Origin of the sequence: Nostoc paludosum FACHB-159 (assembly GCF_014698835.1) — a bacterium.
GTDB classification, from domain to species: Bacteria; Cyanobacteriota; Cyanobacteriia; order Cyanobacteriales; family Nostocaceae; genus Nostoc; species Nostoc paludosum.
Genome location: NZ_JACJTU010000046.1, coordinates 15,773 through 31,388, shown reverse-complemented (window position 1 = coordinate 31,388; position 15,616 = coordinate 15,773). Strand labels below are relative to the sequence as shown.

The 15,616-nt window shown below is 41.9% G+C and carries 17 protein-coding genes; 12 read left to right on the top strand and 5 right to left on the bottom strand.

The genetic code is table 11. The features are described from left to right. Positions 1–15: 15 nt before the first annotated feature. On the bottom strand, positions 16–2,277 hold the full coding sequence (locus H6H03_RS30700) for a heavy metal translocating P-type ATPase (protein ID WP_190958827.1): 2,262 nt from the start codon (positions 2,275–2,277) through the stop codon (positions 16–18). A 360-nt stretch (positions 2,278–2,637) separates the two neighbouring features. Here H6H03_RS30700 and H6H03_RS30695 point away from each other — a divergent pair, with 360 nt between their 5' ends. The 3 genes from H6H03_RS30695 (at position 2,638) to H6H03_RS30685 (ending at position 4,899) form a co-directional block, all read left to right on the top strand. After that, the gene (locus H6H03_RS30695) at positions 2,638–3,153 is read left to right on the top strand and encodes a DMT family transporter (RefSeq protein ID WP_082370731.1); all 516 of its coding nucleotides are present in this window, start codon (positions 2,638–2,640) and stop codon (positions 3,151–3,153) included. Between the two features lie 24 nt (positions 3,154–3,177). After that, on the top strand, positions 3,178–3,639 hold the full coding sequence (locus H6H03_RS30690; protein WP_190958826.1) for a DMT family transporter: 462 nt from the start codon (positions 3,178–3,180) through the stop codon (positions 3,637–3,639). A 66-nt stretch (positions 3,640–3,705) separates the two neighbouring features. After that, a complete protein-coding gene (locus H6H03_RS30685; RefSeq protein WP_190958825.1) occupies positions 3,706–4,899 on the top strand; it encodes a phytochelatin synthase family protein in 1,194 nt (397 codons plus the stop codon). Between the two features lie 155 nt (positions 4,900–5,054). Here H6H03_RS30685 and H6H03_RS30680 read toward each other — a convergent pair whose 3' ends face one another. Beyond that, positions 5,055–5,414 carry a hypothetical protein gene (locus tag H6H03_RS30680; RefSeq protein ID WP_190958824.1) on the bottom strand — a complete coding sequence of 120 codons (360 nt, stop codon included), beginning with the start codon at positions 5,412–5,414 and terminating at the stop codon, positions 5,055–5,057. A gap of 41 nt (positions 5,415–5,455) precedes the next feature. Then, positions 5,456–5,782 (bottom strand): hypothetical protein, encoded by a 327-nt coding sequence (locus H6H03_RS30675; RefSeq protein ID WP_190958823.1) that lies wholly within the window; start codon positions 5,780–5,782, stop codon positions 5,456–5,458. A 771-nt stretch (positions 5,783–6,553) separates the two neighbouring features. Between H6H03_RS30675 and H6H03_RS30670 the strand changes: the two genes are divergently transcribed. The 9 genes from H6H03_RS30670 to H6H03_RS30630 all read left to right on the top strand — a co-directional run bounded on the left by H6H03_RS30670 (position 6,554) and on the right by H6H03_RS30630 (position 13,099). Next, positions 6,554–7,051, top strand: coding sequence for a quercetin 2,3-dioxygenase (locus H6H03_RS30670; protein ID WP_190958822.1), 498 nt, complete (start codon positions 6,554–6,556; stop codon positions 7,049–7,051). A gap of 99 nt (positions 7,052–7,150) precedes the next feature. Beyond that, on the top strand, positions 7,151–7,420 hold the full coding sequence (locus H6H03_RS30665) for a hypothetical protein (protein ID WP_190958821.1): 270 nt from the start codon (positions 7,151–7,153) through the stop codon (positions 7,418–7,420). Positions 7,421–7,708: 288 nt separating this feature from the next. Then, a complete protein-coding gene (locus tag H6H03_RS30660; RefSeq protein WP_190958820.1) occupies positions 7,709–8,410 on the top strand; it encodes a DUF305 domain-containing protein in 702 nt (233 codons plus the stop codon). Positions 8,411–8,466: 56 nt separating this feature from the next. After that, positions 8,467–8,640 (top strand): YHS domain-containing protein, encoded by a 174-nt coding sequence (locus H6H03_RS30655; RefSeq protein WP_190958819.1) that lies wholly within the window; start codon positions 8,467–8,469, stop codon positions 8,638–8,640. A 19-nt stretch (positions 8,641–8,659) separates the two neighbouring features. After that, complete coding sequence (locus H6H03_RS30650) at positions 8,660–10,837, top strand: heavy metal translocating P-type ATPase (RefSeq protein ID WP_190958818.1); 2,178 nt, start codon at positions 8,660–8,662, stop codon at positions 10,835–10,837. 35 nt (positions 10,838–10,872) lie between these two features. Continuing rightward, the gene (locus tag H6H03_RS30645) at positions 10,873–11,103 is read left to right on the top strand and encodes a DUF2933 domain-containing protein (protein WP_190958817.1); all 231 of its coding nucleotides are present in this window, start codon (positions 10,873–10,875) and stop codon (positions 11,101–11,103) included. 27 nt (positions 11,104–11,130) lie between these two features. Next, positions 11,131–11,784 (top strand): methyltransferase family protein, encoded by a 654-nt coding sequence (locus H6H03_RS30640; RefSeq protein WP_190958816.1) that lies wholly within the window; start codon positions 11,131–11,133, stop codon positions 11,782–11,784. 17 nt (positions 11,785–11,801) lie between these two features. After that, entirely contained in the window at positions 11,802–12,521 is a 720-nt protein-coding gene (locus tag H6H03_RS30635) for a TVP38/TMEM64 family protein (protein WP_190958815.1), read from the top strand. A 104-nt stretch (positions 12,522–12,625) separates the two neighbouring features. Next, entirely contained in the window at positions 12,626–13,099 is a 474-nt protein-coding gene (locus tag H6H03_RS30630; protein ID WP_190958814.1) for a universal stress protein, read from the top strand. 22 nt (positions 13,100–13,121) lie between these two features. Here the strand turns inward: H6H03_RS30630 and H6H03_RS30625 are convergent, their stop codons facing one another. After that, positions 13,122–14,450, bottom strand: coding sequence for a hypothetical protein (locus H6H03_RS30625; protein ID WP_190958813.1), 1,329 nt, complete (start codon positions 14,448–14,450; stop codon positions 13,122–13,124). 14 nt (positions 14,451–14,464) lie between these two features. Next, a complete protein-coding gene (locus H6H03_RS30620; RefSeq protein WP_190958812.1) occupies positions 14,465–15,562 on the bottom strand; it encodes a cysteine synthase family protein in 1,098 nt (365 codons plus the stop codon). Positions 15,563–15,616: the final 54 nt, after the last annotated feature.

The window sequence follows — 15,616 nt, the reverse complement described above, 5'->3', positions numbered from 1 at the left end:
ACATTGTTATTTCCTCTATGCGAGTGTTTTAGGTTGGAAGTTACGTAAACGCAGTGCATTAGTGACTACAGAAACTGAACTAAAGGCCATTGCTGCACCGGCGATGATGGGGTTCAGTAACCAACCGAAGATGGGGAAGAGAATCCCGGCGGCGATAGGAATACCAGCAACGTTGTAAATGAAGGCGAAGAATAAGTTTTGGCGAATGTTGCGAATTGTAGCGCGGCTGAGTTGAATGGCTGTAACTATGCCTTGCAAATCACCAGAGATTAAGGTGATATCACTAGCGGCGATCGCCACATCTGTACCTGTACCAATTGCAATTCCTACATCGGCTTGAGCTAAAGCTGGTGCATCATTGATACCATCGCCAACCATCGCCACAATTTTGTCTTCTGCTTGTAATGCTTGTACTGTCGCGGCTTTTTGGTCGGGACGCACTTCTGCCAAAACCCGCTTGATACCAACTTCACGGGCAATACTTTCTGCGGTGCGGCGGTTATCACCTGTGAGCATCACAACTTCTAAACCAAGTTTTTGTAATGCTCTCACAGCCTGGGTGGAAGTAGGTTTAATGGCATCAGCAATCCCCATCAATCCTTGTATTTTGCCGTCAACTGCCAACCAAACTGCTGTTTTACCCAGGTATTCTAAGCGTTCTTTGTCTTGTTGCAAGGTTTGGGTGTAAATGCCTAACTCTTCCATCCAGCGTTGTGTACCAATTTGCACAAGACGGTTAGAAACGATACCTTGGACACCGCTACCTGCGATCGCTTCAAAATCTCTGACATCCACTGATGGCAGTTGCAGAAATTGAGCATATCTGACAACTGCTTCTGCCAAGGGGTGTTCCGAATTGCGTTCTAAGGATGCAGCTAGTTGTATCAGCTTCATTTCGTTGCCGTTACGTGTACCGTCAACTGTGAGAAAATCTGTAACTGTGGGTTTACCTTGGGTAATTGTGCCTGTTTTGTCCAAGACAATTGTTTGAATCTGGTGTGCTATTTCTAAGCTTTCCGCACCTTTAATTAAGATGCCGTTTTCTGCACCTTTACCTGTACCTACCATCACAGAAGTCGGTGTAGCTAAACCCAATGCACAAGGACAAGCGATGATTAATACCCCAACTGTGGTAATCAACGCCAGGGTGACATTGCCCATGATGTTGTACCAGATGATAAAGGTAAGAATGGCGATCGCAATTACCGCCGGCACAAACCACCCCGTAACTTGGTCTGCTAGTCTTTGAATAGGAGCTTTTGAGCCTTGAGCTTGCTGCACTAGTTGGACAATCTGCGCCAGTACGGTATCTTTACCAACTCTTGTCGCTCGAAATTTAAAACTTCCAGTTTTGTTGATAGTAGCTCCGATGACTTCATCCCCTGGTTGCTTCTTCACGGGTACACTTTCCCCAGTCACCATCGCTTCATCAACTGTGGATGTCCCATCAACTACTTCCCCATCAACGGGAATCTTTTCCCCTGGACGCACCAGCACCACATCGCCAATTTGTACTTCTTCAATGGGTACATCTATTTCTCGTCCGTTGCGAATTAACCTTGCTGTTTTCGCCTGTAAACCAATCAGCTTACGAATAGCTTCTGAGGTTTGCCCTTTGGCGCGATTTTCAAACAGTCGTCCCAATAGAATCAGGGTAATTACAATCGCCGCGGTTTCGTAATATACATCTGGCATCAATCCCTGAGCAATGAAAAAGTCAGGAAATAAGGTGGCGAATAGGGAATATAAATAAGCTGCACTTGTACCTAACGCTATTAAGGTATCCATTGTGGCAGCATGACGTTTGAAAGCTTTCCAGGTATTAACGTAAAAGGAGTAACCACACCAGAACTGTACAGGAGTGGTGAGGACTAATTGCAGCCAAGGGTTATGCAACCATGTGGGAATAAAAGGTAGGTTTAACCCTGTCATCATTGGTAGTGAGCCAATCACCAGCACTATGCTAATGATGCCCCCTACTGTTACTTTTTGTTGTAAATCACGGGATTCTTTCAGGCGATATCTTTTCTCTTCATCATCTTCTCCCGCCATCAGATTTTGTTCTTGGAGGGGATAGGCAGAATAACCTGCTGCATCTACTGCCTCTTGTATGGCTTGTAAATCTGTTTTTCTGGGGTCATAATCAACTGTTGCCTGTTCTGCACCAAAATTCACACTACATTCATTTACACCAGGGACAGAACTAATCGCATCTTCAATACTTCTGGCGCAGGAAGCGCAACTCATACCGCGTAGTTTAAGTGTGGCATTCTCCATTTCAAAGCTCCAATTATCAAGTCGTGTTCAAGACTGATTTCATCTTGAATGCTCCAGTGAACTGGAGTGTCAAGAGGGTAGAGGAAAAAAAATTGGAACTACGCAAAAAGTCCTTTCTCAACTAGCTTTGCAGCTATTTCCCATACATTAACTGAACTGGGGAAAAATTTCTGTTCAAGTCTCTTGACTCTCCAGTGAACTAGATATTTGAAGATAAACTCCAGCAAACAATAACCAGCTTGATCTAAAGTTCGGAAAGCTTTTGGAATGCGCTATTGGCAAAATTTGCCTATGGTTATACCATTTCAGCTGTTCTGGCATAGTTCAGCGTCGGACTTGTAATTCACTGGACTAACAGCTATGAGCATCATCCATCTACCCTCAACAAAAACCACTGTTTCAAAATCTCCCACTGTTTCAACCTTAATTCGTCCCCCTTCACCTTCTCTGTTAATTGCTTTCTTTAATGGAGCCGTACTGCCTATTCAAGCAGCAATTAATGCTCAGTTAGCTCGGTCAATAGGTTCTTTCCCTCTAGCTGGAGATATTTCCTACTTCGTAGGCACTATAGTTCTCGTAAGTCTTCTATTAACTGGCAAATTCGGACGACCAAATTGGTCTGCGTTACCCAAAGCACCTTGGTGGGCTTTTTGTGGCGGATTGGTGGGTGCTTGGTACATAACCTCAAGTGCATACTTGACAACTAACTTGGGAACTACGCTCACAATTGCGTTGATTGTCAGTGGTCAATCTTTCATGGGTATGCTGGTAGATCATTTTGGATGGCTCTCAGTGCAGCCTCGTCGTCTCACGCCTAACCGACGCATTGCTGGAGCATTATTACTCTTAGCCGTTTTCTTTCTCACTTTGAAATAAGAGTTTTTAGTTTGGAGTATTAGTATGGAAATTTTGCTAGCGATCGCTGGTGCTGGTTCTGCTGGCGGACTGCTTGCTTATGGTAGTGCTGCTAATGTTCGATTAATGCAAGTAATTCGTTCCGCGATCGGTGCTGCTACTGTTAATTTCACTATTGGATTTACAACTTTAGCACTACTGATGGTGCTGAGAGTCATCGGCCCGCTATCCCTCAACCAATTGTCTCAAGCTCCTTGGTGGGCTTTCTTTGGCGGTGCTTTGGGAGCAACTTACGTAACGCTCAATACTCTCAGCATTCCTAAATTAGGTTTGACAAACACAACAATGGCTGTAGCATTTGGACAGATGCTGATGTCACTGATCATTGACCAGTTTGGTTTATTTGGGGTTATGAGTCATATCGTCAGTGCGCCCAGATTATTAGGAACTGGGCTTTTATTAGCCGCAGTTATACTTACACAATTAGATGCTAAACACAACAGATAACTGACTAATGATATATCTGAATATCTGCAATAATTCAATCCATCATAGTTGAGATTTTCTTTGTTCATGATTACTGAAGGATTTTATCGTCGTCCCTTACCTCCTCCTAGTATTTCTTTTGCTTCCCCTGATGGACGACAAATCTTTCAGGAAGCGATCGCATTAGGGGGTATGGAGGGTTATTTTCCACTGGCTGAACAATTTCATACTCAGTCAGAGCCAGCTTTTTGCGGGTTAGGTACTTTAGTCATGGTTCTCAACGCCTTATCCATTGATCCTGGGCGAATTTGGAAAGGTGTATGGAGATGGTACGGTGAAGAATTTCTCGAATGTTGCCAACCACTGACAAATGTTCAAAATCAAGGCATTACTTTCGACGAATTTGTCTGTTTAGCGCGTTGCAATGGAGCTAAAGTACAACCCTATCGTTACGACCAAAGCAACCTACAAGAGTTCCGAGAAGCTGTTAAGCAAGCCACCTTTCTAACTCAAGGTTTACATTTAGTTATTTGCTATTCACGACAAGTTGTAGGACAAACTGGGGATGGACACTTTTCACCAGTGGGAGGATACCATCCGGAACGTGACCTTGTGTTGCTTTTAGATGTAGCTCGTTTTAAATACCCACCTCACTGGGTTCCCCTAAATGTTTTATGGGATGCTCTACAACCCATTGATACTGCAACTGGTAAGTGTCGTGGCTATATCCTTATTTCTAATAAGAATATTTCCAGTCAAAACTTCTTTCATGTAGGAGTTGATATACATCAATGGGCGAAAGTTGCGCCTTATTTTAAGGATATTGCACCAACTTTACTGGCTCAAGAACAGCCAGATTCATTATTTGCGTTACTGGATACGATATTAATAAATTTGCCACTAGAGTTAACTTCTGTTCTCTGCATTACTGGAGATAATCTATCAAATGAATTTTTTGAGATATGGTGCTGTTTATTGGAAGAAATTAAATCGCATCCTTTATGGACAGTTGCTCAAGACGTACTGTTGACTAGAAATTTCCCTGAAACTTCTGTTACAGAAAAGTGGCAACTCCAAGAGAAAAACTTAGCTTATTTGCTAACAATGTTTCTTTTATCTTGTCCAGAGGAAATTTATCAACCGCTAAATGAGCATTTGCGTTCTCAGATATATCAACTCCGAGAAGTCGATACGCTGCCCCCACTGATGCGTCAGGAAGTAGTTAGCTTAAAAGAACAAATGTTAGCGTTACAGAATTTATTTCAAACATTATCAAATTAAATGTACAACAGTTTGCATATTTGTGTAATATGTGTAGAGACCTTATACGTAAGGTCTCTACATTTCTTCCTGTTTAAGTTTTTTCTCTTTTAGATGAGTGTATCTTCATACACAATTGGTATTACCTCTGCCTTTCTGTTTCTGTTTGTTATAAACTAGATTTTTTTGATAATAAAGTCTACATCACTTGAAATACTTTGTGATGAGTTAGGTTTAGCATAGTGATTTTGTGCAAGCCAAGCAAGAACTTCCTCTTCAGATAACGCATGGAAACGATTTCCGATCAGTGAATCATCAATAATCCACCAGATATTTCCCATGCGATCGCTTGTCTGCCAAATAAAAGCAGTTGAATTGTCCATCAAAGCTAGAGCGATCGCTCTAGCTGCATGATTCAAAGGTTGGCTGACTTCATGAAATTGAGGTCTAAATCCATCAGAAACATTTGAAGGTGTCCATTCTTGTTTTTGGTAAGTTTGAAAATCATCAAAAAATTTATCGGGTATTATTCTCATAACTAATCTCCGTAGAACTAAATATTCTCTTAGGCTTTGCTTTACCATCTATGTTTGTTAGCAGCTAAAGTTTTTTGATAATAAAGTTGCTCAATCCAAATTAAAACTTCTTGTTCCGAACCCAAAGAAGCAGATTTTCCTGTTGCTGGATCATAAGCAAACCACCATGTATTGCCTTGGCGTAGGCGCAGCCCGCCGTAGGCATCACGCCGTTCCCAAACTTCTGGTTCGGGTTCTTTATAGAGGAAGTCAACAAACCATCTCCAGAATTTTCCCAATAATAATTGAATGCTGAATTGATCCTGATAAGGTACTTTAGAATCAGAACTTGATGTGAATCTCTGATGTAACTGTTGTCTGCTTGTCATAAATAAATTCCCAGGTATAACTATTGAAAGGACAAAAAGTTATCCTTTCTTTTGGCAACTCAATAATTTAATTTTTAATGCTCCATTTAACTGGAGAGTCAAGAAATCACAAGAAAAATTTTATGAAGCAAAACATAGTTATAAATTTAGATAAAGAAAGTTGATTTGTAATTAATATCAAAGAAATTTATACGAATTGTTAAGATTGTATTCATAAACTTGAATCTCCACCTAACAGGAGAGTTGACAATACTAGTAAAGTAATTGTTGGTGGGGATTATGCCAAAATGCTAAATTAATAAAACATACAATATTAAATTTTCCATAAATTATGTTTTTAAACTCAATTTACCTCAAAGTCATACTGTGAACACAGTGAGCCTTATCTGACTTTTATATCTCTTTTATTAGTTCTTTGTTATTCAACTTTACTTCTGATTATTTTTAGTTATCTTTATCCAATTTTATTGTTAAATACTATTGCTTTTCACGCACTCACTGTTCTCGATATGACTGCTTTTTATAGTTAAAACTATTGCCATATATAATTTCTGATTTTTTACTTTTTTGTTAAGAAGAATTGCGACTATGGGAGGAATCTTCCCTATTTCAATCCAGACTATTCTTTGCTCTTAATCTTTTTATTACTTGAAAATTTTAATATTTCCTTTATGAAAAAGAAAGCAGCAGATACTGCTAAAATCTTTTCTACGCCAGCCGATCTGAACTTCGATGGGGACGCAGAGTTTTATTTAATGAGGAAAAATTAAAATGACAGTCAATCTACAAGGAGTGCTACAGCAACCAGGGCAAGGTTCATCATACTGGGTGCTGGGAGACTTATACACTATTAAAGTAGTGGGCGAAGATACTGGCAAAGCCTATGCTTTAGTTGAGATTACCGTTCAACCGCAGAGTGGTTCACCACCCCATATTCATAGTCACGAAGACGAAGCTTTTTATATTCAAGAGGGAGAATTAGAATTTCAGCTTGATGAGCAGATAGTTATAGCAACTCCTGGAACTTTTCTTCATTCTCCCAAAGGTCAACTCCACAGGTTTACAAATGTCAGCACACAACCAACAAAATTATTGTGTTGGGTAACACCAGCAGGATTTGAGCAGTTTTTAATGGAAGTAGGTGTGCCAGTAGAAGACATAACACAGCCACCGACAGCTAGCCCCGCAGATATCGAAAAAGTAATTGCAGTAGCGCCAAGATATGGGATGGAGATTATTCCTCCACCAAGTGCTACGCCCGCAGGTTAGAAGCTTTGCTATTACTGAAGTTTTCATTGTCAATCAAAACATATTAGGTAAAAAACAAATTTCTAGAGACATCAACATAAAATGTCTCTAGATTAGACTATGCAGCGATCTCATCACTCGATGATTGATTTCAGCATTTTGAGGAGATCCAGAACCCTACCTCTCAACTGGAAACCACCGCATCATCTCCTGCAACTCCACCGCCTCCCCATCGGGTGTATACACGGCCCCATCAGACATCGCCAACACAATCCGCTGCCACCGCGCCCACGCGAACTATGTGCTGACATATTATACAAGCGATTGCTGAAGCTGCGTACAAGTGCGATCGCATTTAGCTCTAGACCAGTAAGAATGCGATCGCCTTGATTATGTAAAGAAACGTGTATAAGAAAAATATTTCATCCTCTTTTCATCTCTAGATGTAAATCTTAAAGTATAGGTTTTTGTTGAAGATAAAACGATCTAGCTATTTGATTGGAAAAAAATAACTTGATTTTTGCAAGAAAAGTGGAGTCAACAAAACTTGCATATTACTTGATTTCTGAGCAATTTTATTGAGTTTAATTTAAGATTTTTCGTCTCACAAGTTCCTCACAATCTCTCGATAATTTCATAAATATAAGTTGTCTTTAACTCCTAAAACGAGGTGGGGCTATGAAAACAAAAACATTTTTGTATGGCTTGGCTGGTCTATTAACCAGTGGTACGCTCGCTGGATTAGTAATTTTAAATAACGCACAAGCTCAGGTTTCAAACTCAGAACACAATACTCATCACCCATCTACAGAAACTACTCCTCCTCCCCAAAGAGGGATGATGACTAATATGGATCAACATTTCATTGAAATGATGATTCCTCATCACACTCAAGCAGTGGAAATGGCTGATATCGCATTAAGTCGCGCTCAACACCCAGAAATTAAAAAGCTAGCTCAAGCTATTAAACAAGAACAAAACCGCGAAATTCAGCAAATGAAATCTTGGTACAAGGCATGGTACGGGAAAGAAGTACCTGTAACAGCCATGACTCGTCAAGAAATGATGGCAATGCATCAGCGTATGTGCCAACAGATGAACCCAGGCATGATGAAAATGCCGATGAACTGCAACATGATGGGTATGAATGTAGATTTGGCAGCCTTGAAAAATGCACCAGATTTCGACAAAGAATTTATCCGTCAGATGATTCCTCATCATCGTATGGCTCTAATTATGTCGCAGATGGCTACTAAAAAAGCTACCAAACCAGAAATTCGTAACTTAGCTCAGTCCATGATTAAAACTCAAACGGCTGAAATTAACCAGATGCAGCAATGGTATCAGGCTTGGTATAAATCCAACCCCGAAGAAAGTTGAATTCCGGAGAGATTTTGACCTGACACGATTGACATCTGCTCTCAAGGAGGTCAATTATGTGGAATTTTTTTAGACGCAAACGCCCACAAGATAGTGAAAAGACTGCTGTAGACCCAATATGTGGCATGACTGTAGAAAAGGCTACAGCATTGAAGTCCGAGCGAGACGGACAGACTTACTATTTTTGCAGCCAGACTTGCCTGCATACCTTTGAATCACAACCAGCATGATGAAGGAGTTCACTGAAAGATGGCAAGAACTCACGAGCATCGCGGACATAAACACGCAAGCGTTATACCCGAACCAGGCGGGATGGCGAAAGACCCTATCTGTGGCATGACAGTACCTAAAGCCACATCCTTGAGGACAGAAAGAGGTGGACGCAATTACTATTTTTGCAGCCAAACTTGCTTAAACACATTTTTAGATCCTGAGAGGGAACTCAAATCAATGCGGACTCGCGTTACCGTTGCGATGACGGGGGTACTGCTTTTAGCAATTATGCGAGCGGCTGCATTTTTGGGACTGGCAGCAGGCATCAGTATCTTAAGCTGGGTGCCGATTTCTGCTCTACCCTGGTTTACTTGGGGAGTCTGGCTTTTTATCCTGGCTACACCTGTACAGTTTATTGGGGGCTGGTCATTTTATGCAGGGGCGTGGAATGCCATCAAAAGCCGCAATGTAAACATGGATTTCCTGATTGCTTTAGGAACTAGTGTTGCCTATTTCTATAGTGTGGCAGTGATTTTCTTTCCTAATGCTCTACCTGTCGGTGTTGAGGAGCGAGACGTTTATTTTGAAGTTTCTGCCGTCATCATTGCCTTTGTTTTACTAGGCAAGTATATGGAAGAAATTATCAAAAAGAACTCCTCGGCAGCAGTACGCAAACTTCTAGATTTGAAACCTGCTACCGCTAGAGTGATTCGAGATGGTATGGAGATGGAAATTCCGGCAGAGCAAGTAATGGTAGGTGAAACCGTGATTGTCCGTCCGGGAGAAAAAGTACCAACGGATGGAATTGTGCTGGATGGATCTTCATCTGTAGATGAGTCAATGCTGACAGGGGAATCACTACCAGTAGAGAAGCAAGCCGGAGCGGCGGTGATTGGTGGGACTTTGAACAGAACAGGAGCGTTCAGTTTCCAAGCGACTCGTGTAGGTTCAGAAACTGCTCTGGCTCAAATCATCAAAATTGTGGAGGAAGCCCAGACAAGTACGGCTCAAGTCCAACGTTTGGCGGATAAAGTGACGGGTTATTTTGTGCCTGCGGTGGTGGGAATTGCGGTACTGGCATTTCTCGGTTGGTTACTTGTCGGGAACTTTCCCCAAGCTTTACTCGCATTCATTGCTGTGTTAATTATTTCTTGTCCTTGTGCTTTGGGTATTGCTACTCCCGCCGCATTGATGGTTGGTGTGGGTAAGGGAGCAGAAGCCGGGATTTTAATTCGGGGTGGTGAAATTTTAGAACGAGCTGAAAAACTCTCTACCGTAATTTTCGACAAAACTGGAACTTTGACTCGTGGTGAGCCTAGTGTGACGGATATTGTAGCCTTGGCAGAACGCCCAAACGATGAAATTCTGCGGTTAGCGGCGGCTGTAGAAGCGGGTTCAGAACATCCTTTGGGTGAAGCAATTGTGCGAGCAGCCAGACATCAGATGCTAGATATTCCCAAGGTGAGTAATTTTGAGGCAATTCCCGGACATGGGATTCGGGGAGAAATCAATCGAGATAGGATTTTACTTGGTAATCGCCGTTTGTTCGGTAAGCAAGGCTATCAGATAACTCCGGCAACAGAAGAGATACTGACTCGTTTGGAATCTGATGGTAAAACAGCCATGCTGGTTGGTTGTAATGGTCTGCTAATGGGGATTGTGGCAGTAGCGGACACCATCAAACCTGAAGCCAAGGAAGCGATCTCTGCTTTGCGTCGGGAAAAAGTTAAAGTCGTGATGCTCACTGGAGACAACCAGCGTACTGCCGAAGCGATCGCTCGTCAACTAGGAATCGATCAGGTAATTGCTGAGGTATTACCCGGTGATAAAGCCCAAGTCGTTAAAGATATTCAACGACGTGGCGAAGTTGTGGCAATGGTGGGAGATGGTGTTAATGATGCACCAGCCTTAGCAACTGCTGACATTGGGATTGCTATTGGTTCTGGTGCAGATGTGGCCAAGGAAACAGGCGGCATCATTCTGGTTAAAAACGATGTGCGCGATGTTGTCACATCAATTCGCCTATCTCGTGCCACGATGCTCAAAATTAAACAAAACCTATTTTGGGCATTTATTTACAACTCCATTGGCATTCCTATCGCTGCCTTCGGTTTACTCAACCCAATGATTGCCGCAGCTGCGATGGCTTTGAGTTCCTTGTCAGTGATTGTTAATTCATCGCTGTTGAAAGGATTCAAATTATCAACAAGTTGAATTGCAATTGCTAACTGCATTGGGGGAAAAATTCTATGAATCATCAATCTAGTCAAGATAGTTGGTGGAGATCGCCCGCCAAAATAGCCTTATATATTTTCCTGGCCATTGCTGCATTTTTTCTCATCACTGAACACTTAGCACATCTAGCTGGAATTCTGCCCTACTTGTTACTTTTAGCCTGCCCATTCATGCACTTATTTATGCACGGAGGACATGGTGGACACAGCGGACATAGTGGCGGAAACGATCGTTCATCTCGGTAAAAAATATCAATCAACAGGAAATAAGAAATGAACAACGCACCCGCCTACGGTCTTTGGTCTTTGGTGATTATCAACTCTTTGGTATTTATTATCTTTGCCTTCAGCTTTACAAAACCAAAAAGTCCCCGTGATTGGCGAGCCTTTGGTGCTTTTTCTGCCTTTATCATGGCTTTGTTCACTGAAATGTACGGCATACCTTTAACAATTTACCTACTTTCAGGTTGGTTGCAAAGTCGCTATCCAAAGTTGGATTTACTCTCCCATGATGTAGCACATCTCTGGTGGACAATGCTGGGGATGAAAGGCAATCCTCACTTTAATGTGTTGCATATTTTGAGTAACATCCTCATTTTTGGTGGGTTTATCTTATTGGCATCAGCTTGGGAGGTTCTGTACAAAGCCCAGCGTTCTCACACATTAGCTACTACTGGCCCTTATGCAACAATTCGCCATCCCCAGTATTTAGCTTTTATCAGTATCATGGTTGGTTTTTTGCTTCAGTGGCCTACAATTCTCACATTGTTGATGTTCCCAATTCTGGTGTGGATGTATACCAAGTTGGCACGCCAGGAAGAACGTGAGGTACGAGCAGAATTTGGCGAAGAGTACGATCGCTATGCCAGCAATACACCAGCTTTTTTCCCTCGTCTTGATGGCACTGCCAAGAGAAGTAATACCTAAAAAATTGGAGAACTGAGGTGAAAAGACAGGAAAGAATCAAAATCCTGTTTAATCGTCAAAATGGATTAGCAATTGCAATTTTACTGCTATGTTTAGCCGTCTGTTATTGGATACTGAATCCCCAGGTAAATATATTAACACCGGAAGGATTTAGACAAACTGTAAAGAATTTAGGGTTACTTGGCCCATTTGTCTATATTGGTATCTTGGCTTTATCTGTAGTTATTAGTCCTATTCCCAGTGCGCCACTCGCAGTTATAGCAGGCACTATTTGGGGAGCGGTTCTAGCAGGAATCTACAGCATAATAGGAGGTTTTCTAGGTGGTTTAATTGCTTATTTTTTGGGTCGCACTTTGGGGCGATCGGCAATGAAAGCTTTAACTGGTAAAATCATTTATTTCTCGAAAAACAAAGGAGAGACATATCTAAGCTGGTTAATTTTTATTACTCGGATGCTGCCAATATTTTCTTTCGATTTGATTAGCTACGCTGCGGGAATCGCTGGTATTTCTCTCCCTAAATATGCCATTGCTACTTTTTTAGGTATGATCCCGTCAACATTTTTACTTACATATATGGGAGGAGCATTAAGCGTAGGAACACCTTTAGGAATGGCTATTTCTGTTATTTTCCTCATTGTAATTATAGTGTTGCCTTGGTTGATTCGACGCTATAACTGGCTAGGAATGAGAGATATTGTGCGTGAAAGTATGGATTTGTCTCATGCAGAGACCTAGAAGCACAAAGTTATTCAGAAAAAGAGAAGTAATTTTGGCATTTCATATTATGATTCAGCAACACCGAACTTCTGTTTACTTATCGAAACATAAGGAGTTTTTTTATGTTTCAGAAAATTTTAGTTGCAATAGATTGTTCTAAAGTTAGCAAGCGTGTTTTTGAAAAAGCACTTTCTCTAGCAAAGCTCACCAAGGCTAACTTGATGATATTTAATGTTGTATGTCCTGAAGAAGATGGATATTTAGATAACTCTGAACTGTTAAATTACTATGAGCCAGATAAAGACAGCGAAGCCGTAAAACACAGCCAAAAAATGTTAGATAAATTCTCACATCCAAAGTTAGAAATGCTGCATTTATATACAGCAGAAGCAACAGCAGCAGGTGTAGAAGCAGAATATAAACAACACGTTGGTCAACCTGGCGAAACCATTTGTGAATTTGCGCGAAATTGTCAAGCCGACTTGATTGTAATTGGACGGCGGCGGTGGCTTTCGGGTATGGAAGAATTTGTTTTGGGTCGTGTTAGCAATTATGTACTTCATCATACTTTTTGTTCCGTGTTAATAGTGTCATAATGGCTAGTCATAATTGATCTGATTATTGTCTTTGAAGTGCGAAGAAAAGCACTATTATTTCACTAATTACACCCGCAAGCATTCCATAAGCTGCTGAATTAGCTCCGCTATGTCTGGTAAAAATTAGGGTTCCGCATACTACTAAAGTAAAGGTCGCAGCAACTAATGTTGCCAAGTTGATGAACCAGTTCTTGCCCTTGTGAATAAGTAGCCCTTGAAAAGTATTTTGCAGAGCCAAGAGCAGAGGTAAACATGAGAGTATTTGTATAACTGGACGAGATGCTTCTACAAGAGAGGGATTATTCCCCAAAAACTGACTCAGTAAAAATAATCCTTGCTCTGTATACCCCAGCCAAAACGGTATTAAAGTAAAACTCAGCCCGACAATAATTACAAAAGCAGCAAGTGTTCGCTTGGAAGTTTCTTCATAAGCAGAAATTACCACTTGTTGAATCATACGTGTACCGTTAGCGATCGCCAGCACAAGTCCCCAGGCCGCAGGCCAAACAGCAAGTGCTAAACTACCATCGAATGCGCGAGCAATAAGACTCAAAAGTATGGCTCTTGCACCCCAAACCAAAAGCATGGTTGAAGCTAAAGGAAGATAGTAAAAGCTGACTCCAGCAAAGGTTTGAGGCAGTTTCTTAGTTTCAGAATATCCTTGTTGATTAAGAATAGAAATAGCACCCAAATGCCAACAAAACCATGTAACCAGTACCCCCTCAATAAGTATGGCTCCCATCATGGTGATACCTGCGAGCATTGCTCCATCTAACCGTAAACTTACTCCCACTGCCAGCGACACAATTACCCAAGTCAATCGCGCTACACTTGCCCAACCCACAGCTATGCTCTTCTGGGCGCGAATTAGCAACCCTTGAAAGAATCGCCGCCAAGCAATCACGAAAGGCCACAGAAACATTAATAAAAAAGCAGTTCTTCCTCTGGCAGCAATTGATGAGCTAACGCCGAATACATCAAGCAATAGCCAGTTATACAAGGGTTCCCAGGTGAGTAACAGAAAGATACCACTTAGAGACAATCCCGCAATTATCGTAAACTGCCAAAGTGCGCGTCGAGATTTGGCTTGGCCTCCCAGTGCGGTTGAGGCATGAAGAATCATGATTATCGGGCTTTCCAGAAATACCGCAACTCCTTTGACTACCCCGACTCCAGCTAATGTCTCTTGCGGATAGGCTAGGCGACTGAGTGCAGATGTCTGAAGCGGATCTCCAAGAGTCATTGCCACATCAGATAAAGAAAGTGGAATAAACTGCGTCAGTAGTGCTAACAGCGATCGCCCTGAAGTTATTTGATTACTTTCTTGTTTGGGCTGGGGTGAGGTGTTCATGATATTTTTCAGCACTACTTAAAATAAATGGGAGTTAGTGAAGCGATCGCATCCTCAAGAAGTTTCCCTTGTTTGAGGGTAAATCCATGATGGTCGAGCCAATCGGCATCGTAGATTGTCTCCAGGTATCTATCGCCTCGGTCTGGATTGATCATCAGAATCCGCGCACCCTCACCCATTTCATGCGCCAGATGCAAGCCACCTGCTACAATTGCGCCTGTTGACGCACCTAGAAGCAATCCCTCACGACGTGCCAGGATGTGACATACTGAGTAAGCCAAATCCTCTGGTACTATATAAGCGCGGTCAAGCAAGGAAAGATCCAGATTTGGCGGAAAGAAAGATAACCCAATACCCGTCATCTTGTACGGTTTTGCTGGCGTTCCCATAATTACTGAACCCACCACATCAACGCCAACAATGCGTATGTTTGGGAATCGCGGTTTAAGATAACTAGCTATTCCCATGATCTGTCCCGCCGTACTCACACCAACTACTACAGCATCAAGCTCATCAGCAAAGTGGGATTCAATTTCCCGCGCAGTGTAATACGAATGTGCCTCAGTATTCAAAGGATTCAAGTGCTGACATGGATACCAAGCATCGGGAATAGTTGCTGCAAGCTCACGCGCTCGTTTCATTCGTGCCTTCTGCATTGAGCCTGATTCGTCTGCCTCATGAAGTGGTACATCCACAAGTTCTGCACCGTATGCTTTCAACATTCGTCTAAAAGGTGGAGGAGTTTTCGCATCGACGACAATCATCACTCGATAACCGCGAACTGCTCCTACCATCGCTAGCCCAATGCCGAAATTCCCTGAGCTTGACTCGATAATCGTACCACCAGGTACAAGCAGCCCTTCTTCCTCCGCACGCGTAACGAGGTAGACTGCATTTTTTTCTTTAATTGAACCCCCAGGATTACAACTTTCCAATTTCAATAAGCATTCTGAGATAGCACATATAGGAGAAATATTCTTGAGTTTTACAATTGGAACATTTCCTATAGCCTGGGTAACATCAGCAGCCGTAGTATTTTTCCATTTACGATGATGATTCCACTGAAAGTTGAAAATGCTTTCAAAGGATGAAGACTTTGCCAGATAATTCATATTAAGTAACCAAAAATTCAAAAATTAGTACAAATTTTCATAGCTACATGAACT